Annotated in this window: 18 protein-coding genes, 1 tRNA gene and 1 pseudogene; 5 read left to right on the forward strand and 15 right to left on the reverse strand. The window is 63.4% G+C overall.

Features of this window, described 5'->3' with window-relative positions; translation table 11 throughout:
• Positions 1–1,096 precede the first annotated feature (1,096 nt).
• The 3 genes from ACVMDN_RS33855 to ACVMDN_RS33865 all read left to right on the forward strand — a co-directional run bounded on the left by ACVMDN_RS33855 (position 1,097) and on the right by ACVMDN_RS33865 (position 5,691).
• Complete coding sequence (locus tag ACVMDN_RS33855) at positions 1,097–2,818, forward strand: ATP-binding protein (protein WP_076828086.1); 1,722 nt, start codon at positions 1,097–1,099, stop codon at positions 2,816–2,818.
• 201 nt (positions 2,819–3,019) lie between these two features.
• Positions 3,020–4,369, forward strand: a complete 1,350-nt coding sequence (locus ACVMDN_RS33860; RefSeq protein ID WP_310885528.1) for a glycosyltransferase — start codon at positions 3,020–3,022, stop codon at positions 4,367–4,369.
• A 95-nt stretch (positions 4,370–4,464) separates the two neighbouring features.
• Positions 4,465–5,691: an MFS transporter gene (locus ACVMDN_RS33865; RefSeq protein ID WP_076828082.1), complete on the forward strand. Its 1,227-nt coding sequence runs from the start codon at positions 4,465–4,467 to the stop codon at positions 5,689–5,691.
• Between the two features lie 123 nt (positions 5,692–5,814).
• Here the strand turns inward: ACVMDN_RS33865 and ACVMDN_RS33870 are convergent, their stop codons facing one another.
• From ACVMDN_RS33870 to yacG, 3 genes are all read right to left on the reverse strand, one after another.
• The gene (locus ACVMDN_RS33870) at positions 5,815–7,074 is read right to left on the reverse strand and encodes a tyrosine-type recombinase/integrase (protein WP_057018161.1); all 1,260 of its coding nucleotides are present in this window, start codon (positions 7,072–7,074) and stop codon (positions 5,815–5,817) included.
• 178 nt (positions 7,075–7,252) lie between these two features.
• Positions 7,253–7,328, reverse strand: a tRNA-Phe gene (locus tag ACVMDN_RS33875).
• A 139-nt stretch (positions 7,329–7,467) separates the two neighbouring features.
• A complete protein-coding gene (gene yacG / locus ACVMDN_RS33880) occupies positions 7,468–7,662 on the reverse strand; it encodes a DNA gyrase inhibitor YacG (RefSeq protein WP_141342786.1) in 195 nt (64 codons plus the stop codon).
• A gap of 353 nt (positions 7,663–8,015) precedes the next feature.
• On the opposite strand from yacG, the gene ACVMDN_RS33885 reads away from it, so the two are divergent.
• Complete coding sequence (locus ACVMDN_RS33885) at positions 8,016–9,332, forward strand: ISNCY family transposase (protein ID WP_456834688.1); 1,317 nt, start codon at positions 8,016–8,018, stop codon at positions 9,330–9,332.
• Between the two features lie 332 nt (positions 9,333–9,664).
• On the opposite strand, the gene ACVMDN_RS33890 is transcribed toward ACVMDN_RS33885, so the two are convergent.
• The 7 genes and pseudogenes from ACVMDN_RS33890 to ACVMDN_RS33920 form a co-directional block, all read right to left on the reverse strand.
• On the reverse strand, positions 9,665–10,294 hold the full coding sequence (locus tag ACVMDN_RS33890; RefSeq protein WP_141342974.1) for a Maf-like protein: 630 nt from the start codon (positions 10,292–10,294) through the stop codon (positions 9,665–9,667).
• A gap of 197 nt (positions 10,295–10,491) precedes the next feature.
• Positions 10,492–10,958, reverse strand: a pseudogene (locus ACVMDN_RS33895) (arsenate-mycothiol transferase ArsC).
• Between the two features lie 54 nt (positions 10,959–11,012).
• Complete coding sequence (locus ACVMDN_RS33900; protein WP_016841326.1) at positions 11,013–11,519, reverse strand: UPF0262 family protein; 507 nt, start codon at positions 11,517–11,519, stop codon at positions 11,013–11,015.
• Complete coding sequence (gene hisD / locus ACVMDN_RS33905) at positions 11,516–12,811, reverse strand: histidinol dehydrogenase (RefSeq protein WP_141342972.1); 1,296 nt, start codon at positions 12,809–12,811, stop codon at positions 11,516–11,518. Before hisD ends, ACVMDN_RS33900 begins: the two co-directional genes overlap by 4 nt.
• Before the next feature lie 198 nt (positions 12,812–13,009).
• Entirely contained in the window at positions 13,010–13,438 is a 429-nt protein-coding gene (locus tag ACVMDN_RS33910) for a DUF2948 family protein (protein WP_057018152.1), read from the reverse strand.
• A gap of 84 nt (positions 13,439–13,522) precedes the next feature.
• Positions 13,523–14,182 (reverse strand): Rossmann-fold NAD(P)-binding domain-containing protein, encoded by a 660-nt coding sequence (locus ACVMDN_RS33915; protein ID WP_057018151.1) that lies wholly within the window; start codon positions 14,180–14,182, stop codon positions 13,523–13,525.
• 29 nt (positions 14,183–14,211) lie between these two features.
• The gene (locus ACVMDN_RS33920) at positions 14,212–15,150 is read right to left on the reverse strand and encodes an SDR family oxidoreductase (protein WP_141342971.1); all 939 of its coding nucleotides are present in this window, start codon (positions 15,148–15,150) and stop codon (positions 14,212–14,214) included.
• A gap of 169 nt (positions 15,151–15,319) precedes the next feature.
• Between ACVMDN_RS33920 and ACVMDN_RS33925 the strand changes: the two genes are divergently transcribed.
• On the forward strand, positions 15,320–15,925 hold the full coding sequence (locus ACVMDN_RS33925; RefSeq protein WP_229193278.1) for a TetR family transcriptional regulator: 606 nt from the start codon (positions 15,320–15,322) through the stop codon (positions 15,923–15,925).
• Between the two features lie 352 nt (positions 15,926–16,277).
• On the opposite strand, the gene ACVMDN_RS33930 is transcribed toward ACVMDN_RS33925, so the two are convergent.
• From ACVMDN_RS33930 to ACVMDN_RS33950, 5 genes are all read right to left on the reverse strand, one after another.
• Complete coding sequence (locus ACVMDN_RS33930; protein WP_050382324.1) at positions 16,278–17,102, reverse strand: alpha/beta fold hydrolase; 825 nt, start codon at positions 17,100–17,102, stop codon at positions 16,278–16,280.
• Positions 17,103–17,242: 140 nt separating this feature from the next.
• Complete coding sequence (locus tag ACVMDN_RS33935) at positions 17,243–17,743, reverse strand: hypothetical protein (protein WP_057018160.1); 501 nt, start codon at positions 17,741–17,743, stop codon at positions 17,243–17,245.
• 177 nt (positions 17,744–17,920) lie between these two features.
• Positions 17,921–18,229, reverse strand: a complete 309-nt coding sequence (locus tag ACVMDN_RS33940; protein WP_057018148.1) for a UBP-type zinc finger domain-containing protein — start codon at positions 18,227–18,229, stop codon at positions 17,921–17,923.
• 168 nt (positions 18,230–18,397) lie between these two features.
• Entirely contained in the window at positions 18,398–20,095 is a 1,698-nt protein-coding gene (locus ACVMDN_RS33945; protein WP_141342968.1) for an FAD-dependent oxidoreductase, read from the reverse strand.
• A gap of 41 nt (positions 20,096–20,136) precedes the next feature.
• Complete coding sequence (locus tag ACVMDN_RS33950) at positions 20,137–20,349, reverse strand: hypothetical protein (protein WP_194295391.1); 213 nt, start codon at positions 20,347–20,349, stop codon at positions 20,137–20,139.
• Positions 20,350–20,367: the final 18 nt, after the last annotated feature.

Here is a 20,367-nt window from a genome sequence, read left to right on the forward strand (position 1 = left end):
CCAATGACATGGACCGATCCTTGCCGCCGCGGTAAGGCGCAGGTTCCCATGACAATTGTAGCCTTAATCTCCGTCATTGGAAAAATTCAGAAGCATGCGCGCGAGATGGTCTCCCCCGAACTTGACCCCAAGGGAGACGCACCAATGGCAGTCGCAAAGCTCTTGTCCTACGTTAACCCGCGATCGCGAACAGAGCGGCCGCGACGAACCAATGGAGCTCCGTCCTATCATCTCCGCATTCATTCCGATGAGGAGTCTGACGCACGAGCGATCATCCGATCGCTCCCAGTTAAGTACAGACCGACGTTCTCGACCGCGGCACGCTGTATCGGAGCTCTCGGCGAGAGCCTGTTGGCAATCGCGGCGTGGCTGGTCGCAGAAATGCTTGCTGGATGCGCCGCTTATGCCCAGGCGATGCACGGAATACCTCCAGCAATGCATGACGAAGACGCAAACCCCTCCGCGCCAACCGGTCTTCCTGTGAAGCGGCAACGACCCACCCTGCACCTTATTTCGCACAACATCAGACTGGGTGACCCCGTCGTGCCGATGGAAGCTCAACCTGGCGCTGTCACCCAACGCGAAGCTCGATCAACGTATGTGGCCGGCGCTTGTTCGACCCCGCGCGAGGCTGCGCCATAAAGCGGTTCGAGCTATCAGAATTCTCGTCACGCCCCGCCCTATTACAGGCATCCTTGCTGCTGTGTACGTTTGATTGCAAGGCTGGGCTATTCGGATGCGTTTTCGTCGAGCTCAATCGCAACGCTCCGAGCAGGCTTCTTCGCGCGGTTCCGATCGCATTCGCGATCCGCCGGCCATGAATTTGGCGATAAGCGGCGCGGTCGCAATTTTGTAGTTGACGCCAGGATACAGCGTCGGCCTCCGTCTTCGAGATCGGGCATCGCCTAGATCAACTTGACCAAAAGGTGAACTGGATGGCGCAAGGAGTATGTCGAGGTATCGCGCTCCTGCGAACGATTACCGCCCCAGCGGATAGCACATTGAGTGTTATGCGGGAGCTGCCTCAAAAGCAGGAGCAGGATGCACCTCCGCAAAGCTCGCAACACACCTGGTTACATCGCGAGGGGATATCCAGATGGACGGCAAGATCCTCTGCGTCACCTTGTTGATCGTCGTGGTGTTCCTGGTCCACCTCAGTATCCGCCTGAGGTCACGCGCGATCGCGCTACAGCGCAGCGCAAAGCTTGCACATGTGATCACCGATATATCCATGCGCTTTATCGGCGCGCGGTTGGAGAACATCGACAAGGAGATTGATCGCGCCGTGGCTGATCTGGCGGCCTGCATCGGATCAGATCGCGCCTATTTCGTAATGTCCGGTTCAACGCCGCGGCTCCATCTTTGGCACAGGTCGAGCTTGCCGCCTCCTCCCGGCTGGCCCGTTGCGGCCGTCGAACTGGCGACACAGGTAAAAACGTTCGCCGATGGTGCGATTCATGTTCCCCATGTCGGTCGAATGCCGGTCGGAGAAAGAAGGACTCGATGCCTTGAGTGGGGCCTCGGAGGATGGGCCTGTGCGAGGATTAGCGGCAAAGATGAAACTCGCCTCGTGCTCGGCTTTGATGCGGTCGGAAACAACTGCATGATCAGAACGCATGAAGAGCTTTCGCTCCTTCAGACGGCGCTCGATTGCATCGCCAGGGCCGTCGAGCGACACGAGACCGAAACGGCGCGCGCGCGCCTTGAGGAACGTCTGCAGAAGGCACGGCGCATGGAAAAGCTCGGTATCTTCGCGAACGGCTTAGCGCACAGTTTTAACAACATATTGGGGGGCATTCTCGGCCATTCCGAGATGATGGAAGAGCGTGCGGAACTGGACAACCGGTCCATGTGCAGTTTAGCTGCAATCCGCCGGGGCGCGGAGTGCGCACGGGACCTTGTGGACCAGATGGTAGCCTTCGCGTCTGGGCACGGCGTGCATCGCCAGCCATTAAAGGTCAGCGCCCTGATCGCTGAGACCGCATCGCTGCTTGGTGCCTCGCTACCAGAAAACATCGAATTCATCATCCGTGAAGCACCAGTTGCGACTATCGTGTTGGGTGAGAATGCTTCGTTACAGCAGGTCATTATCGACCTTTTTGATAACGCCGTACATGCCATACGTGACGGCGGACGCATCGAGATTGCGGCCGAACTACGCGATGTTCCAGATACTCTTGCGCTCAGCCATGATGAGCTCAGACCAGGTCAGTACGTCTGCATCACCGTGACCGACACCGGAGATGGCATGGATGAGGCGACGCAGGGACGAATTTTTCAACCCTTCTTCGCTAGCAGATCGTCCACCAATTCCCTCGGATTGGCGACCGCCCGTGAGATCATTTCTGATCACGGCGGGGCAGTGCACGTGCAGAGCGAGCCGAACAAGGGAAGCCGCTTCGAGATCTGGTTGCCGGAAGCCCCGTCGATGTCGGCCTCCCACGACGTCACGGTTCCCAAAACCGTGATCCTCGTAGCCTCGGATCGCGAGCGCGTTCGGTGCGACGAGGAAATGCTCGCTGCACTTGGCTATGAACCCATAGGATTTACCAATCCGGACGCGGCGCTGGCAGCCTGTCGTGCCGACTCGAACCGATTCGATATGGCCGTGGTGGGCCACTTTGAGTCGACCGCACGCTCACTTGAATTTGCGACAGTCTTGCACGCGTCCGTCCCGCGACTTCCGATCGTGCTAGCCTCCTTAGCCGTCATCGGATTGAGTTCTGACAAACTGATGACTGCCGGAATTTCTAGCGTCGTGAGCTGGCCTATCATTCCGAGAGAGATCGCGGCCGCGCTAGTCCAAAGTACGGTATAGACGCACTCCGAGTGTCGAACCCGGCATTGAGCGAAGGCCGCCGTCTCGCCACGGTGACGTCACCACGCGTTGCGACTGCAATCATATTGTGCTCCGCGGAAATCAACGCGTAACGTCGATCTCGATAACGTCCCTCTGTTTGCCTAGCGGCCCCTCTCCCAGAGACGGTTGCTCCTATCGCCAAACCAGAGGACTCCCTGCATGAAAATTCTAATCCCTTCGACACCGGCGACCGGGCATCTCAATCCACTGCTGGCGATTGCGCGCATCCTTATCGGCGATGGTCACGAGGTTGCCTTCCTGACGGGCAGCGCTTTTCGCGAGCGGATCGAAAGTAGCGGAGCCGCATTCTTTGCCTTGCCACCGAGCGCAGATTTCGATCCGGGAGACATTTCCTCGGTAGTCCCAGGACTCAAAAATGCCACGCCCGGACTTGGATGGATTCGGGCTGCCTTTGAGCACGTCTTCGTCGACGCGATCCCGGCGCAACACCATGGCCTGCAGCAGTCCCTGCGATCGTTTCCGGCCGACGTCATCGTCGGCAACGACATGTTCCTCGGCGCATTGCCGATGTTGCTGCAATTACGAAGGCAACGGAAGCCGATTGTTCTCTGCGGCACATCCGTTCTCCACTGGCCAAGGGAAGACGGGGCACCGAACTTTCTCGGTCTGCCGCCAGCAACGACCGCGGAGCAGCGCGCGAAGTACGGCGTTATCGCCCGAGAATTTGAGGTAGCGGTCGATCGGCCGGTGATTGATCGCGCGAATCACCTGCTGACAATTCTAGGTGCAAGCAGGATAGCAACTCCGCTGTTCGAAACTATCGTCAAGTTCGCAGATGCCTCTCTGCAATTGTCGATACCAAGCTTTGAGTTTCCACGCGAGATGCCTTCATCAGTGCATTTCGTCGGTACGCCTCCAATTATCCCCGGCCAGGTCCCGCTGCCTCCCTGGGCCGATGAACTCGATGGGTCGCGCAAAGTCGTGCTGGTGACGCAAGGCACCGTCGCAAATCACAATTTCGGTTTGCTTGTTGCTCCGACGCTCGCGGCCCTGGCCAATGAGCCCGACGTGCTGGTGGTCGCTACGGCCGGTGGCCGCCCGATCGAAGCGATCCCGGGTCGCATTCCGTCCAACGCCCGCGTCGCGAGCTTCTTGCCGTTCGAGTGGCTGCTGCCGCGGGTCAACGTACTTTTGACCAATGGAGGCTATGGCACCGTCAATGAGGCAATGAGCTTCGGCATTCCGCTGGTTACCGCGGGGCTGACGGAGGACAAGGCTGACGTCAACGCGCGCGTCGCGTGGTCAGGCGTCGGAATCGACCTCGCGACCAATGAGCCAACACCGGAAGCGTTGCGCAAGGCGGTGCGCACAGTGCTAGATCGGCCCAGCTATGGCCTCCGCGCCGCTGAATTGGCGCGCGAGTTCGCGAGGATAGACACCCGATCGGAGATCCTGCGAATCATCAATCAGGTTGTCGCCGGCAAAGAACGCAAGCCCCGGGCTCGCGCAGTAGCGGACAGCCGCACCCGCCAGATCGCCAGCCAGTAAACCGAACCACCATCAGTTGCGAAAGGAAAGTCACCCTCTCCTTCGCACCTTGCTCTCTCGTCAGAATCGCAAGAAACCTTTCGAAGGTAGGCATCATGCAAATCCGGCAAACATCTTTTGCCTTCACCCTGCTGCCCGGCCTTCTCGCGGCCGTGCCGTATTCGGGCATCGACATCAATCTGCCGGCGCTCGCGGCGACCGGCGCCTCGCTCAGTAGGAGCGCCTCTGATGTCGGCCTGACAATGAGCGCTTTCATGTTTAGTCTTGCCGTCGCACCCCTCCTCTATGGTCCCATCTCCGACCGGCTTGGCCGAAAGCCAGTCATCGTATTCGGCCTCGCACTGTTCATTGCCGCGAGTTTAGCCTGCACGATTGCGCGGTCCTTACTTGAACTCCTGATTTATCGATTCACCCAAGGCGTCGGTGCCGCCAGCGCTGCGATGACTTTTGCCATTATTCGCGACCTCTTCGATGAGGCAGTCGCTCGCGCAAAGATCGGGAGCGTCATAGTCTCAACCAATGTTGTGACCATCATCTCGCCGACCGCGGGGGCCGCGCTGCTGTCGATCGGAAGTTGGCGGTTGATTTACGCGATTCAAGCTGGGATCGGCACCGCGCTGCTGTTAGCTGTGTTTTATGGACTTGCCGAGAGCGTGAGGCTCGATCCGACGAAACACCCGGCTCCGGCCGCCGGAGTCCGATCCTTTCTTCGCGTTCTGACCCATCGCCTTTCGCTTGCGTACATCCTGGTCGGCGCCGCTGGTGGCGCCGAGGTATTTGCCTATGTCACTGGATGCTCGCTGTTCTTCATCGGCATCGTGAGGTCGACGGCAGGCCAGTACGGTCTGATCCTCAGCGCTTGTTCGGTAGCCGTGATGAGCGGAGCCCTTCTCGATGGCTATTTCGGCTTCTACGGCGTTCCGTCGCGGCAGGTTCTGACGATAGGTCTCTCACTGCTCGTCGCAGCCTCCTCGACGCTACTCGCACTAACACTGACCGGGTGTACGCCCCCGGCGCTGATCGCAGTACTCTTGATGACTGTAGCGCTCGCCTTTGGCATGACCATGCCGAACATATTGAACGCCACCTTACGGTCACTGCCCGATATCGCAGGAGCCGTCAGCGCCGTCGTCGGAAGCACACAGGTGATGGCCGGTGCAGTGTCCAGTGGGTTGGTAGCGATCCTGTTCGATGGGCGGTCGACGCTATCGATGGCGGCAGTTATATTCATGTTTGCCTTCATCGCGTATTGGCAGCTTGCTTATCCTATCGAGTGCCGCATCAGTTTCGCCGAAACCCACGAAACGCGTTCGAATCTCTGATCTGTTTCGCCGGGCTCTCGCCGCTCGCACCGTTATCAGTTGAATATCCGAGCGGCGCATTGGGCGGCGGCCGGTTTGCGGATCGGCCAGACGAATATTTTGCACGACACTTCGTTCGACGGGCTAGGATGCTGACAACGATCGGGATCGCGGGGACTTCGCGATCGACAGGACGGTTCCTAACCTGCGGAGGTCGTCCAGATAATCCGCGTACCACTGCATCATCGGGACGCGTTCCTCCCAATATTCGGCGCCGTTGTAGGCAGCGCGAACCTCGTCTTCCTCTTGGTGCGCTAGCTGACGCTCGATAGCATCGCTATCCCAACGGCGCTTGCCATCCGAACGGCGGCTTTCGTTCAGTAGTGTCGAAGCCGTCGAGCGAAAGCCATGCGCGGTCACTTGCGCTTTCGTATACCCAAGCCGGCGCAGCGCAGCGTTCAGGGTGCCGTCCGAAATTGGGCGATGCCACGAGCGGATTTGCGGAAATAAGTATCGTGACGTACCCGTCACTTCGCGAAGGTCATTGATGATCGCAATCGCCTGCCGGGACAGCGGAACCTTGTGCGGCCGCGGCATCTTCATTTTTTCCTTCGGAATGTTCCAGATCGCGCCCTGCAGATCGAATTCATTCCATTCCGCGTGCCGCAGTTCGCCCGGCCGAACGAACGTAAGGGCGATCAACTGCAACGCCGCTCGTGTTGTGATCTGACCGTCTATATCGTCGATCGCGCGGAGAAGCGCACCGACAGCCTTCGGCTCGGTGATGGCGGCCCGGTGATTAACTTTTGGAGCTATGAGGGCTCCCGCCAGATCAGCCGATGGGTCACGCTCGGCGCGATTGGTGCTGATCGCATACTTGAAAACACGACCGCTTATGCTGCGGGCGCGCCGGGCCGTATCATACCGCCCTCGCCTCTCGATCTTTCGAAGCACATCCAGCAATTCCGACGCCTTGATCTCGGCGATCGGTCGATCGCCCAAATCGGCGTTGATAAAGCCGAGAAGCCATTTTTTCTTTTCTATTGTCTTGGGGTCGTCGCCCTCGGCTTCGAATTTCACGATCAGTTCGTCGGCGACGACCCGGAAAGTATTGGCACGCGCGATGCGCGCGGCACTGCGATCCAACTTGCGCTGCTCGGACGGATCAATGCCCTTGGCCAGAAGCACCTTGTTCGCGTCCCGACCGGCGCGGGCGTCGGCGAGACTGACCGCCGGATAGGCGCCCAGAGCGATCAGTTTCTGCTTCCCGTCGAACCGATACGCCTGCCGCCAAAGCCGCGATCCGTTCTTTTCAACGAGCAAATGGAGCCCGCCACCGTCACTGATTTTGTAGGGCTTTTCGGCGGGTTTGGCGGAACGGCAGGCGGCATCCGAAAGTGGCATCGATTCGATCCCCGCGGTCAAATCTACCAACACGCGACCAACGAGATACCAACAGAGATACCAACAAAGTCGGCGACTGCTGGCGGAAGGTCGCGAATGTCAGCGAACGAGAAAGCGCTTAGATTCAAGCACTTCTAGCACATCGGCGAACAAAGGGGGAAGCTGGGGAACGTGCTAATGGTGCCCAGGGGCGGGATCGAACCACCGACACTGCGATTTTCAGTCGCATGCTCTACCAACTGAGCTACCTGGGCATACCCGCGGGGCCGAAAGGCCAGAGCGAGCGGGCGGTTTATAGAGAGGTCGGAGCGCCGTGTCCACCCGCCTTCGCCAAAGGCTTCGGCGCGGCGAGCCCGACCGGCACTCTTTCCCCAACTTGTTGGGAAATCTTGGCTATTCCGGGTCCTCCGCGTCGTCCTCGCGGCCTGGGACGACATAGCGGCCGGTCAGCCAGCGGTTGAGATCGACGTCGCGGCAGCGCGCCGAGCAGAACGGGCGGAAGGCCTGCTCGACGGGCTTGCCGCAGATCGCGCAGGCACGCGGGGTGGCAGAGGGTATGGCCTTGGGCGTTCGGGCTTGGTCGGTCATGGCTGGGCCGGAGTTTACATCATCTGCCGCATGTTCCGCTGCGTTCCCTCCCTGCTTGCGGGTAGGGCAATCGCATATGCGTCTTCGCCGGCCGCGCAGGTGCTTGGCCGAGTGGCTCGAGACGGCGGCCTCGCCCGCAAGCGCAGGGCGATAGCCTCGGAGCGAAGGGCGTCTCCGCGATTTCTGGATAATGGAAGAATGCCGCCGATTTGCCCGACGAGTCAAGTTGTCGTGTCGAACGCTGAGCTCGTGATCTGTCGCCTGTTTGTAGCTCGTGAAGTGTCGTGTTTTCGGTGCTCCGGAACAAGGGGGGCACGATGGGCACGGCATCCATTCACGAGGGTGTACGACGGATGCGGTTTTCAGATTTGCTGGATCGGACGGAGGCGAAGGAACTGACGCAGGAGGCAGTATCGGAGGTTCTTGGGATCAGTGTTCGGACGTTTCAACGCTGGGCGGAGCGCTATGAGGCGGAGGGCGACGACGGGCTTGTCGACCGCCGGCTGGGGCGTCGTTCGCCACGGCGGGCGCCGGAGGAGGAGCTGGAACGGATGCTTGCGCTGTACCGGGACAAGTACGCGGACTTCACGGTGAAGCACTTCCACGAGCAGATGCAAAAGCGGCACGACTATGTGCTGGGCTATACGGTGACGAAGCTGGCGCTGCACGCGGCAGGGCTGGTGCGGAAGGCTCCGAAGCGTTCGGCGCACCGCAAGAAGCGGCCGCGGCGGCCGCTTCGGGGCATGCTGCTGCACCAGGACGGATCGCGCCACGTTTGGATCGAAGGCCTGCCCGCGAGGGACCTGATCGTCACGATGGACGATGCGACCAGCGAGATCTACTCGATGGTGCTGGTCGAGGAAGAAGGAACGGCCTCGACCTTCCAGGCCTTGCGCGAAGTGATTGGCGAGCATGGCCTGTTCTGCGCGCTCTACACCGACCGCGGCAGCCATTATTTCCTGACCCCAAAAGCTGGCGAGAAGATCTCGAAGACGCAACAAACCCAGGTGGGACGGGCTTTGTCGCATCTTGGGATCGAGCATATCGCAGCCTATTCGCCGCAGGCGCGCGGGCGCTCCGAGCGGGTGTTCGGCACCTTGCAGGACCGGCTGCCGAAGGAGCTGCGGCTTGCCGGGATCACGACGGTTGAGGCTGCCAACGCGTGGCTGAAGGCGCATTACATCCCCGGGCACAACGCCGCGTTTGCGATCAAGCCCGAACAGGAAGGCACGGCATTCGTGGCCGACCGGCATGAGGCCTGGCGCGAGGCGCTGTGCGTGATCGAGGAGCGAACCGTCGCCAACGACAATACCGTTGCATGGAACGGTCGGCGGCTGCAGTTGCCGGAGAGCCGGCTCAGGCCTCACTTCGTCAAGGCTGTGGTGCGCCTCCATGAGTATCCCGATGGCACCGTCAGCGTGTTCCTCGGACCGCATCGGTTGGCGATGTTTAGCGCCAACGGACAGCAGATCAGCCCCGACGCGCCCCAGCCTGGCGGCGTGCTCGGAGCCGTCAAGGACAAGCCCTGGCGGGCGCGCAAGCGCGCGTCCTTGACCGCTCCTGCGCGCACCGCCGTCGAGAAAGCGCGGGTCGGGACGGAGAAACGGGCTTCAAGTCGAACAAAGAAACTCACCCACAGGGCTAAAACCGCCACAACAGCCGTGGCATGATCAATCAGGGAAAGCCGTCCCCGCCTTCCGGCTCCCCTGCAAATCAGAAACGAAGGCGACAGATCACGAGCTACAAAAACACGACATCTTCACCCGCTACGGACAGTTGCCGTGTCGAACACGCTAGCTGTCGGCTCCTTTGCATGGGGTTGTTTTCGATATTTTGGCAGCGCGCCCCTGCGGCAGGCTATCGCGTCCGGCTATCGGCCTCGTTGCATAGCCCGGCCATGACGATGTGGAGCAGTTGAGGTGGGGTCTCATCGCGGGTCGTTCAGGAGGAAAGAGCCCCATCCGTATCGCATCTTCGATGCGATACGACCTCAGTGGATACCTCACACCGCGACGGAGTTGAGCCAGCCGTGGCGGATCGGAAAGCCCTCGCCGCCGAGCAAGGTCACGGTCTCGTAGAGCGGCAGGCCGACCACGTTGGTGTAGGACCCGACCATCTTGACCACGAACGATCCGGCAATGCCCTGCACCGCGTAGCCGCCGGCTTTGCCGCGCCATTCGCCGGAGCCGATATAGGCCTGGATGTCGTCCTCGCTGAGCCGCTTGAAGCGCACGCGCGTTTCGACCAGGCGCTGACGGAATGCCTCGCGCGGCGTCACCACGCAGATCGCGGTGTAGACGCGGTGATTGCGGCCCGACAGCAGCCGCAGACACTGCGCGGCCTCGTCGACCAGATTGGCCTTGGGCAGGATGCGGCGGCCGACCGCGACCACGGTGTCGGCGGCAATGATGAAGGAGCCGCGCAGGTCGTCGTCGAGATGCACCGATTTCAGCGCCGCGTCGGCCTTGGCACGCGCCAGGCGGTTGGCGCAGGCGCGCGGCAACTCGCCCCGCCGCGGAGTCTCGTCGACATCGGCCGGGCGCAGCGCATCGGGCTCGATGCCGGCCTGGTTGAGCAGGGCCAGCCGCCGCGGCGAACCGGAAGCAAGAACGAATTTGGGACGGCCTATCATGCGGGCTTTTGGGCTGAATCGGGGGGACGGACGCGGGCGGAACCTATCGGATGGGGCATGGATGCACAACCTTGGAACCGGCCGCGAATCGCGCCCCCGCCTGAGACCAGGCCCCATAAGCACAGCTGTTTGTCAGTCTGGCGACAAGCGGCGGTTCTGCGAATCGGAACACGCTGGTCCCCTCGCCTGGCCGAGCCTCACAGGTTTGCCGCGCCGGCCTTGGCAAAGCGGCGGCGGATGCGCAGCAACAGGCCGTCGCAGACCTCGCGGTAGGCGGCGAGCTTCTGCTCGCGGTTGCCGCTGGTGCCGGTCGGATCCTGCGTCGGCCAGTATTCGACATCGGCGGCGAGCGTGCGGGTGAGATCCAGCGCCCTGTGGTGCGCCTCCGGCGACAGCGTGATGATGAGATCGAAGTTCAGCCCCTCCCAGTCCTCGAGCTCCTCGAAGGTTTGCGGCTTGTGGCTGGAAATGTCCTGGCCGAGTTCGGCCATCACCGAGACGGCGAACGCGGGTCGAGTTCGCCCTTCTTGACGCCGGCCGAGCGAACATAGAGGCCTTGCGGAAACATCTGCTGCAGCAGGCTTTCGGCCATCGGCGACCGCACGCTGTTCAGGCCGCATGCGAACAGCACGGCCTGGGGATTGCGCGCGCGCGGCGCTTCCATGCGATCAGGCTTTTTTCGATCGGGGTACGCCCCCGTCAATCACCGCTTCACCGATCATGCGCCTTCACCCTTCCAGTGCAGCACAGTGATCAGCGTGAACAGCCGCCGCGCGGTCTCGAAATCGACGCGCACCTTGCCCTTGAGCCGCTCCTGCAGCGTGCGCGAGCCCTCGTCATGGATGCCGCGGCGGCCCATGTCGATCGCCTCGATCTTGTCCGGCGTCGCGGTCCGGATCGCCTGATAGTAGCTGTCGCAAATCATGAAGTAGTCCTTCACGACGCGGCGGAACGGGGTCAGCGACAACAGATGCGCGACCACCGGCGCGCCGTCCTCCTTGCGGATATCGAACATCAGCCGGTTGCCGGTGATCGCGATATGCAGGGTGTAAGGCCCCGGCCCGGCGGCGCCCTCGGGCGCGAATAGGTTCTGCTCGATCAAATCGTAGATCGCGATCGCCCGCTCATGCTCGATATCGGGCCCGGAACGGCCGATCGATTCCTCGTCGAGCGTCACCGCGACGATGCGATTGTTGGAATCCTCGTCGTCTGGTGGCTTGTTCATGAGAGGTTGAGGCGCAATCCGACGGAACGTGAATGGGCATCGAGACCCTCGGCCTGGCCGAGCGTCATCGCGGCGGGCCCGAGCGCACGCAGCTGATCCGGCCCGCACCGCAGGATCGAGGTTCGCTTCATGAAGTCAAGCACCCCGAGGCCCGAGGAGAACCGCGCCGAGCGCGCGGTCGGCAGCACATGGTTGGAGCCGCCGACATAGTCGCCGATCGCCTCCGGGGTATGGGCCCCGAGGAAGATCGCCCCGGCGTTGCGGACCTTGTTCGACAGGCCCTCGGCATCCGCGGTCATGATCTCAAGATGCTCGGCCGCGATCGCATTGGCGAGCTCGACCGCGTCGTCGAGTTTTGCCACCTTGATCACGGCACCGAAGTCGTTCCACGAGGTGTGGGCGATCTCGCCGCGCGGCAAGGTCGCTAGCTGCGTCTCGACCGCGCGCTCGACGTCGGCGGCGAGCCGTGCACTGTCGGTGATCAGGATCGACTGCGCGCTGACGTCATGCTCGGCCTGGGCCAGGAGATCGGCCGCGATCCAGTCGGCATTACCGGTGTCGTCGGCGATGACCAGCACCTCGGAGGGGCCGGCGATCATGTCGATGCCGACCTTGCCGAACACCAGCCGTTTTGCCGCGGCGACATAGGCGTTGCCGGGGCCGACGATTTTGGCGACCGGCGCGATTGTCGCGGTGCCATAGGCCAGTGCCGCCACCGCCTGGGCGCCGCCGACGCGGTAGATTTCCGAGACGCCGCCGAGATGGGCGGCGGCGAGCACCAGCGGGTTGAGCTTGCCGTCCGGCGCCGGAACCACCATCACCACCCGCGGCACGCCGGCGACCTTGGCCGGCACCGCGTTCATCAGCACCGAGGACGGATAGGCCGCGGTGCCGCCGGGCACATAGAGCCCGACCGCATCGACCGCGCTCCAGCGCCAGCCGAGCTCGACGCCGGCGGCATCGGTGAAGTGCTCGTCCTTCGGCAACTGGCGGCGGTGGAAGGTCTCGACCCGGTCGCGCGCGAACCTCAGGGCGTCGACGGTCTTGGGGTCGCAGGCCGCAACCGCGGCGTCGATCTCGGCTGCGGTAATGCGCAGGCCGGCCGCGTCGATATCGAGCCGGTCGAACTTTTTGGTCGCCTCGAGCAGCGCCGCGTCGCCGCGGGCCGCCACGTCGTCGACGATCGTGCGGGTGGCGCGCTCGACGTCGGCCGACACCTCGCGCTTGGCCGCCAGGAAATCGCGGAATCGCTGCTCGAAATCGGCGCTCTGTCGGTCCAGGCGAACGGGCATGACGGCTTTCTTAGGAGGAATTCGGGTCCCTGCTCAATGGCGCGACGGATAATGGCCGTCAACCCTTGGGGGATGTCATTCCGGGATGGTCCCAAGGACCAGACCCGGAATCTCGAGATTCCGGGTTCGGTCCGGAGCCTGTCATCGGGCCGCGCCTTGCGCGGACCCGTTGGGACCGCCCCGGAATGACGTGCCCAATCACCCCGGCGCCACGCCGAGATCGTCGATGCCCAGATCGGTCAATTCGCACTCCAGGCACTCGACATCCAGCCGCAGCGCCCCACCATGGCCGAACATCAGGAGCGCGCTGCCGCCCGGCGGGTCGGAGGCATAGAACTCGATCCCGAGCAGTTCCAGGGTGGCTTCCGGGACTTCCAGGTCGATATTGCGCGACTTGCATGCCAGCACCCGGTCGAACCTGAGCGCGGCGATCAGCCGCCGCGAGCAGGCGCCGCCCGACAGGGTCTGCTCCCAGTCCAGCCGGTTTAGGCCGACCACGAGCCGCTTCTCGTCCTGGCGCCAGACGATGTCGGAGGGCTGGACGTGGGCGTCCTGCACATGAGCCGAGATGACCGCGAGGTCATCGGCATCGAGAGCAATCAGTTTCAGCGGCGCGGGTGGGGACATGACGGTGGTTATAACGCCTCGCGGCCCGGGAGGTACCAAGAGACCTGGCGAAATCGCCGCTCGAGGGAACCGGCCCACCGCGCTTCAGAGGCGATTGATGTCCTCGCTCTCCAGCACCGGCCTGGGGTAGCCGTCGCGGGCGACCTTCAGCATGGCGCGGCCGAGCTGTTCCGACGTCGTCATGTAGTTCGGGGCGACCCGCACCAGAAAGGAAAGCAGCGGCGAGGTCGCGAGATAGATCGCCTGCACCCAGCCGGTCTTGGAGCGGACGCCATGCAGCGGCTGGATCCCGGCGGGCCGGAACATGTAGGCGGCCTTGAACGGCAGCTTGAGCAAATCGTTCTCGGTCTTGCCCTTCACCCGCGCCCACATCAACGGGCCGCGCTCGGTGGAATCGGTGCTGCGCCCCGTGACATAGGTAAACACCATGCCGGGATTGAGCCGCGCCAGCACCGTCGCCGCGGCCAGTGTGATGTCGTAGGTGAGATGGCGGTAGCGTGCCTCGTCCATGCCGATCGAGGAGACGCCGAGGCAGAAGAAGCAGGCGTCGTAGCCGGCAAGCTGCGGTTCGATCGCGCTGTAATCGACGAAATTGTCGTGGATCAACTCGACAAGCTTGGCATCGCGCTGCCCGGTCGGGCTGCGCCCAACCGCGAGCACGCGCTCGACACCGGGATCGAGCAGGCATTCGCGCAGCACGCCCTGCCCGACCATGCCGGTCGCGCCGAACAGGATGACCTTCATCTCGATTGCCCTGCTGCCGCCCGATCCGTTCAGGCGGCGGTTGCGACCTGATCAAACGATACACCGGTCAGCGCCGCCGAGATATCCCATAGCCGCTGCGCTACCGCGGTGTCCCTGGCGTGCGGCATGATGCGCGCCGGCGCAGGTGGGCCCTTCAACTCGTAGAACCCGTTGGGCCCGTAATAGCCGCCCGGCTGGGCCGCGGCTGAGGTCGCCGCGAACAGCGTCGGCAATGCGCCCACCGCCGCGGAGTGGCTCATGATCGGCTGCAAATATCGACCGAACCGCCACGACAGGCTGTCGGTGCCGGGACCGTTCGGGATCAGCTCGGTGCGCGCGTAGCCGGGATGCGCGGCATTGCTCATCAGTCCCCAGCCGTTGATCGCACTGCGACGCTGCAGTTCGAGCGCGAACATCAGCATCGCAAGCTTCGACTGGCAGTAGGCGCGCCACGGCGCGTAGGAACGGCGGGCCTGCAGATCGTCGAAATTGATGACGCCGGAGCGATGCGCAAGGCTGGAAAGATTGACGACGCGGGTGTTGTGGCCGCGGCGGAGCTGCGGCAACAGCAGCGCGGTCAACGCATAGTGGCCGAGATAGTTGGTGCCGAACTGCATCTCGAACTCGTCAACGGTGACCTGCCGCTTCGGCAGCGACATCACCGCGGCATTGTTGATCAGAAGATCGAGCGCGGTATGCGTGGCGGCGAAGCGCCCGGCGAAATCGGCGACCGATGCGAGGTTCGCGAGGTCGAGCGTTTCATAGGTCACCGCGGCATCGGGAAGCTGCGCGCGGATCCGCGCCAGCGCGTCCTGCCCCTTGGCGCCGTTGCGGCCGGTGAGCACGACATTGGCGCCGGCGCGCGCCAGTTCCAGCGCGGTCTCGTAGCCGAGTCCGCCGGTAGCGCCCGTGATCACGGCGGTCCTGCCGCCCTGCCGCGGAATGTCTGCAGTGCTCCAGCCGGTCATGCTTATATCTCCTTGCAACACGATTCGGGTTTCTCGTCGGGTTCCTGCGGGTCCAGCCGCATCCGACGAAATGTGCACTAAGTGCATTTTTGCAAGGGGTGAAAAATTGCAACGTCCGGCGCCCGCGCGCAAACCGGCCAGGAAATCGGCCAAGAAACCGGTCAAGTCGGTGCAATCCAAAGCGAATCCGGCGTCGCCGGCGGCGGGCCTGCGCGCGCGCAAGCGGCAGGAGACCCGGGAGCGGCTGACCAAGGCCGCGATGATGCTGTTTCTCGAGCGCGGCTTCGAGGCGACCACGCTCGACGACATCGTCGCCGCCGCCGACGTCTCGCGCCGCACCTTCTTTCACTATTTCGCCTCGAAGGAAGACGTGGTGCTGGCCTGGCAGGAGGACGGCACCGCGGCACTGATCGCAGCCGTTGCGGCGCGCCCGGCCACTGAATCCATGCTGCAGGCCGCCGAGAACGCCATCGCCGACATGGTCAAGCAGATCGATCCGCGCGAGGCGGTCGCGCTGGCGCGGCTGAAGCGCGACAATCCAGCGCTGCAGGCGCGCGATCAGGCCAAATATGAAGGGCTTGAGCGCGAACTCGCCAACGCGTTGCTCAAGCGCGCCAACCACAAGAATGACCGGATGAAAGCCCGGCTGGTCGCGATGATCACGACCGGCGCGATGCGCGTCGGCAGCGAGCTCTGGGCCGACGATGGCGCCCGCGAGAAGCCGGACCTGGTCGCCAAGCGCCTGTTCGCCGCGATCCGCGCGATTTTCGAGTGAGCCAGCCGATCACGGCGCTTCCGAAACATAGTCTCCGTAAGGCGAGCACATGCTTCGGACTCCTCCCCCTTGTGGTAGGGCAATCGCATATGGCCGTTTGAGGCGATCGGAGTTCCCACAAACTCGTCATGCCCGAGCTTGTCCCGGGCATCCACGTCTTCGTTTCCACGCGAAGAGAAGACGTGGATGGCCGGGACAAGTGTTTAGCCCGGCCATGACGGCGCGGAAGAATCGGTTCATTCCGTATGCGATTGCCCTGCCCCTTGTGGGGAGAGGAGTGAGCCACCGGGCGAGGTGGATTGAGGCTGCGCAATGTTGAGACGCGCGGCGCAGAGCACAGCCTCTCTCACCTTCAGCCCTTGATGAACGCCAGCAGGTCGGCGTTGATCGTCTCGGCCTCCGTCGTCGGCATGCCGTGCGGAAAACCCTTATAGGTCTTCAGCGTGCCGTTCTTCAGAAGCTTGGCCGAGAGCGGGGCGGAGTCGGCGTAGGGCACGATCTGGTCGTCGTCGCCATGCATCACCAGCACCGGCACGTTGATCTTCTTCAGATCCTCGGTGAAGTCGGTCTGCGAGAACGCGACGATGCCGTCGTAATGCGCCTTGGCGCCGCCCATCATGCCCTGCCGCCACCAGTTCTGGATCACGGCTTCCGACGGTTTTGCGCCGGGCCGGTTGTAGCCGTAGAACGGCCCGGCCGGCAGGTCGCGGTAGAATTGCGAGCGATTGGCGGCGAGTTGAGCCTGCAAGCCGTCGAATACCGACTTCGGCAAGCCGCCGGGATTATTCGCCGTCTGCACCATCAACGGCGGCACCGCGCTCAGGATCGCCGCCTTCGCCACCCGGCTCTCGCCGTGGCGGGCGATGTAGTGCACCACCTCGCCGCCGCCGGTGGAATGGCCGACATGGACGGCGTTCTTCAGATCGAGATGCGCGGTGACGGAAGCGAGGTCGTCGGCATAGTGATCCATGTCATGACCGTCGGCGACCTGGGCGGAGCGGCCGTGGCCGCGGCGGTCATGGGCGACGACGCGAAAGCCGTGCCCCACGAAGAACAGCATCTGCGCGTCCCAGTCGTCCGACGACAGCGGCCAGCCATGGCTGAACACGATCGGCTGGCCCGAGCCCCAATCCTTGTAGAAAATCTCGACGCCGTCTTTGGTGGTGATGGTGGGCATTGGAAGCACTCCTTCAGCTGATCGTCATTCCGGACACGCCAGGCGTGAACGAACCTTGGGCGACGGCGCATCGCGGACACGCCACCGCATCTCGTCTTCTATGCTGCGTGTCGCCACGAAATGAGGTCATCCGCCCCGGATCAGGCGAACGTGACCGCCCTGAACCGGCGCCAGGCACCGATGGTCACCAGGACGAAGAACACCAGCACGATGCCCTGCACCACGGCAAAGACCGGCCCGGATGGCGGGTTCGGCGGCACGGCTGGCGCCAGCGCCTGCAACGCCGGCACCTTGAGGAAGCTCTGGATGACCAGCACGAAGACGTTGAGATAGAGCGAGACCATCGCGGTCACGATATAGATCGGACGCCAGGCGCCCTTGAGCTGCATCGCATAGAGCGCAATGCAGGCGATCGCGAGCAGCACCAGCGAAAGCCCGCCGATGATGTGCGACGGCAGCAGCTTCTCGGTCACCAAAGGCGGGATCACGAAGCCGGTGGCGCTGGTCAGGATCGTGAGCGCGAGGAAGATCGCGGTCAGCCCCGGCATCGCGCGCGAGCCGAGCAGCCCGAACATCACGAGCACGCCGGCGACGATTGCAATCAGGCTGATAATGACGTGCACGAGCACCAATGTCGTCATGTGGCGCACTCCCCGTTGAGACCCGCGTGCGAGGTTACGATGCGTGACGGAAAATTGCTACATGCTTCGATGGCAGGACGGCCGACATCCCATCAAAAATTGCCGGCGCGGGCGATTGCTGAAAATTTTCGCACATATGTCACACGATGCGGCACGTGCGCCGTGCGAGAAGCCTCATCAATAATAGCGCGGGATCGGTCCGTTATGCGGCGTCTTGCGCTTCGACAGGTCGAACAGCACCTCGTCGACATAGCACCAGCCCCAGCCTTCCGGCGGATCGTAGCCCTCGATCACGGGATGGCCGGTGGCGTGGAAATGCGCCGTCGCATGCCGGTTCGGCGAGTCGTCGCAGCAGCCGACATGGCCGCAAGTGCGGCAGATGCGCAAATGCAGCCAGCGGCTGCCGCTCTTCAAGCATTCCTCGCAGCCAAGCGCACTCGGCGTGACATCCTGGATGCCGGCGATATGGGTGCAGCCTTTCGTCATTTTTCGGCCCTTACCTGTCGCAGCTATCTGATCCGTCATCCTGAGGTGCGAGCTCTTGCGAGCCTCGAAGGATGCACGGCCACACTGTGGCCGATTCATTCTTCGAGACGCCGCTTCGCGGCTCCTCAGGATGACGGGAAAACGTTTGCGTGCGTCGCATCGACGTTGCTACAGTGTGTGATCACCCGCGTCAGCGAGATAGCCGTGCAGCGCGGCCACCACCTGAGCGCCCTCGCCGATCGCGCCGCCGACGCGCTTGACCGATCCGGAGCGGACGTCGCCGACCGCGAACACGCCGGGCACCGTGGTCTCGAGCAGCGGCACGGCGCGCGCGCCTTCGCCGGTCTGCACGCCGGTCATCACGAAGCCGCCGCGGTCGACCTGCACCCCGCAGCCCTCGAGCCAGCCGGTCGCCGGATCGGCGCCGACAAACAAAAAGAGATTGCGGATATCCATGGTGAACTCGTCGGGCGCGAGCCGGCTGCGCCAGCGCACCCGCTGCAGCGTCTCCGCGCCGTCGAGCCCGATCACCTCGGTGTTGAACATCAATTCGATATTCGGCGTCGCCTCGATGCGCTCGATCAAATAGCGCGACATGCTGGCTCCGAGCCCGCCGCCGCGGATCATCATGTTGACCTTGCGGGCATGCGCCGACAGGAACACCGCCGCCTGCCCCGCGGAGTTGCCGCCGCCGACCAGCACGACGTCCTGGTTGGCGCAGAGCCGCGCCTCGATCGGCGAGGCCCAGTACCAGACGCCGCGGCCTTCAAAGGCATCGAGATTGTCGATCTCGGGCCGGCGATAGCGCGCCCCGCTGGCGACCACCACGGATTTCGCGCGCAGCGTATGCCCGCAGGCGGTGTCGAGCACGAATGCGCCGGACGCTTTCGTGCAGTCGAGCGATTTGATCGAGACCGGGATCAGCATCTCGGCGCCGAATTTCTGGGCCTGGTTGAAGGCGCGCCCGGCCAGCGCCTGGCCGGAGATGCCGGTCGGAAAGCCCAGATAGTTTTCGATGCGCATGCTGGCGCCGGCCTGGCCGCCGAAGGCGCGGGAATCGAACACCGCAACCGACAGGCCTTCCGACGCCGCATAGACCGCGGTGGCAAGCCCGGCCGGGCCGCTGCCGACCACGGCGACATCGTAGAGTTTTTCATGCGCGCTGTTGCCGATCATGCCGAGCGCCATCGCAAGCGCGGTCTCGGACGGATTGCGCAGCACCGTGCCGTTGGGACAGACCACCAGCGGCAGCTCGGCGCGCGTCGGCGAATAGCGCGCGACGAGGTCGGCGGCATCCTTGTCGGTCTCGGGATCGAGGAGGTGGTGCGGCTGGCCGTTGCGCGCCAAAAAATTCTGCAGCGACGCCATGTTGCCGACCGAGGCGGGGCCGATCAGCACCGGCCCGCCGGCGCCGCCCTGGATCAGGCTGACGCGGCGCAGGATCAGCGCGCGCATGATGCGTTCGCCGAGATCGGCCTCCGCAACCAAGAGCGCGCGCAGCCGGTCGGGCGGCAGCAGCAGCGTCTCGACCACCCCATCGGCATGGCCGTCGACCAGCGCCGGGCGGCCGGAGAGCTGGCCGATCTCGGCGAGGAACTGGCCCGGTCCCTGGTCGATGATCGGCGCGACATGGCCGAGGCCGTCGCGCTGGGTGATCGAGACATTGCCCGACAGCACCACGAACATGCCGGGCCCGGGCTTGCCGGTCTCGAACAGCGCCTCGCCGTCCTGGTATGAGCGCGGCTCGCCGAAGCGGCGCATCCGCTCGATCTCGTGCGCGGTCAGGGTCGGAAAGGTCTGCTCATGGCGCGGGAAGGCGTAGGCGGTTGCGCTCAGCCGATCGATCGTCGTCTCATCTACAGCCATCTCGGCAACCCGCTTCCTTATAACAATGCGCACGAACCGGGTTAACGGCGCGGCTCGTTTCCGCCGGCGTCATCTGGTGAGCCGCCATCTAGCGAACCATGGGCGGCTTCGGAAGAGGCCGCATCGTCACGACCGCGCGCCTGCGATTTCCGCCGCTTCAGGTTTTCGCGCAGCGCGAGCTTGAGACGATCCTGTCGTGAATCCTTCACGCGGGCTCCGGCCTGCCCGCCGCCTCTGTCCTGGTCGCCTGTCATTGCAAAACTCTCGAACCG

Source organism: Bradyrhizobium sp. USDA 4510, from assembly GCF_054059095.1.

Coding starts and splice junctions, on each gene's coding strand:
- ACVMDN_RS33855 (WP_076828086.1), top strand. CDS start 1,097: ATGGACGGCAAGATCCTCTGCGTCACCTTGTTGATCGTCGTGGTGTTC.
- ACVMDN_RS33860 (WP_310885528.1), top strand. CDS start 3,020: ATGAAAATTCTAATCCCTTCGACACCGGCGACCGGGCATCTCAATCCA.
- ACVMDN_RS33865 (WP_076828082.1), top strand. CDS start 4,465: ATGCAAATCCGGCAAACATCTTTTGCCTTCACCCTGCTGCCCGGCCTT.
- ACVMDN_RS33870 (WP_057018161.1), bottom strand. CDS start 7,074: ATGCCACTTTCGGATGCCGCCTGCCGTTCCGCCAAACCCGCCGAAAAG.
- yacG (WP_141342786.1), bottom strand. CDS start 7,662: ATGACCGACCAAGCCCGAACGCCCAAGGCCATACCCTCTGCCACCCCG.
- ACVMDN_RS33885 (WP_456834688.1), top strand. CDS start 8,016: ATGCGGTTTTCAGATTTGCTGGATCGGACGGAGGCGAAGGAACTGACG.
- ACVMDN_RS33890 (WP_141342974.1), bottom strand. CDS start 10,294: ATGATAGGCCGTCCCAAATTCGTTCTTGCTTCCGGTTCGCCGCGGCGG.
- ACVMDN_RS33900 (WP_016841326.1), bottom strand. CDS start 11,519: ATGAACAAGCCACCAGACGACGAGGATTCCAACAATCGCATCGTCGCG.
- hisD (WP_141342972.1), bottom strand. CDS start 12,811: ATGCCCGTTCGCCTGGACCGACAGAGCGCCGATTTCGAGCAGCGATTC.
- ACVMDN_RS33910 (WP_057018152.1), bottom strand. CDS start 13,438: ATGTCCCCACCCGCGCCGCTGAAACTGATTGCTCTCGATGCCGATGAC.
- ACVMDN_RS33915 (WP_057018151.1), bottom strand. CDS start 14,182: ATGAAGGTCATCCTGTTCGGCGCGACCGGCATGGTCGGGCAGGGCGTG.
- ACVMDN_RS33920 (WP_141342971.1), bottom strand. CDS start 15,150: ATGACCGGCTGGAGCACTGCAGACATTCCGCGGCAGGGCGGCAGGACC.
- ACVMDN_RS33930 (WP_050382324.1), bottom strand. CDS start 17,102: ATGCCCACCATCACCACCAAAGACGGCGTCGAGATTTTCTACAAGGAT.
- ACVMDN_RS33935 (WP_057018160.1), bottom strand. CDS start 17,743: ATGACGACATTGGTGCTCGTGCACGTCATTATCAGCCTGATTGCAATC.
- ACVMDN_RS33940 (WP_057018148.1), bottom strand. CDS start 18,229: ATGACGAAAGGCTGCACCCATATCGCCGGCATCCAGGATGTCACGCCG.
- ACVMDN_RS33945 (WP_141342968.1), bottom strand. CDS start 20,095: ATGGCTGTAGATGAGACGACGATCGATCGGCTGAGCGCAACCGCCTAC.
- ACVMDN_RS33950 (WP_194295391.1), bottom strand. CDS start 20,349: ATGACAGGCGACCAGGACAGAGGCGGCGGGCAGGCCGGAGCCCGCGTG.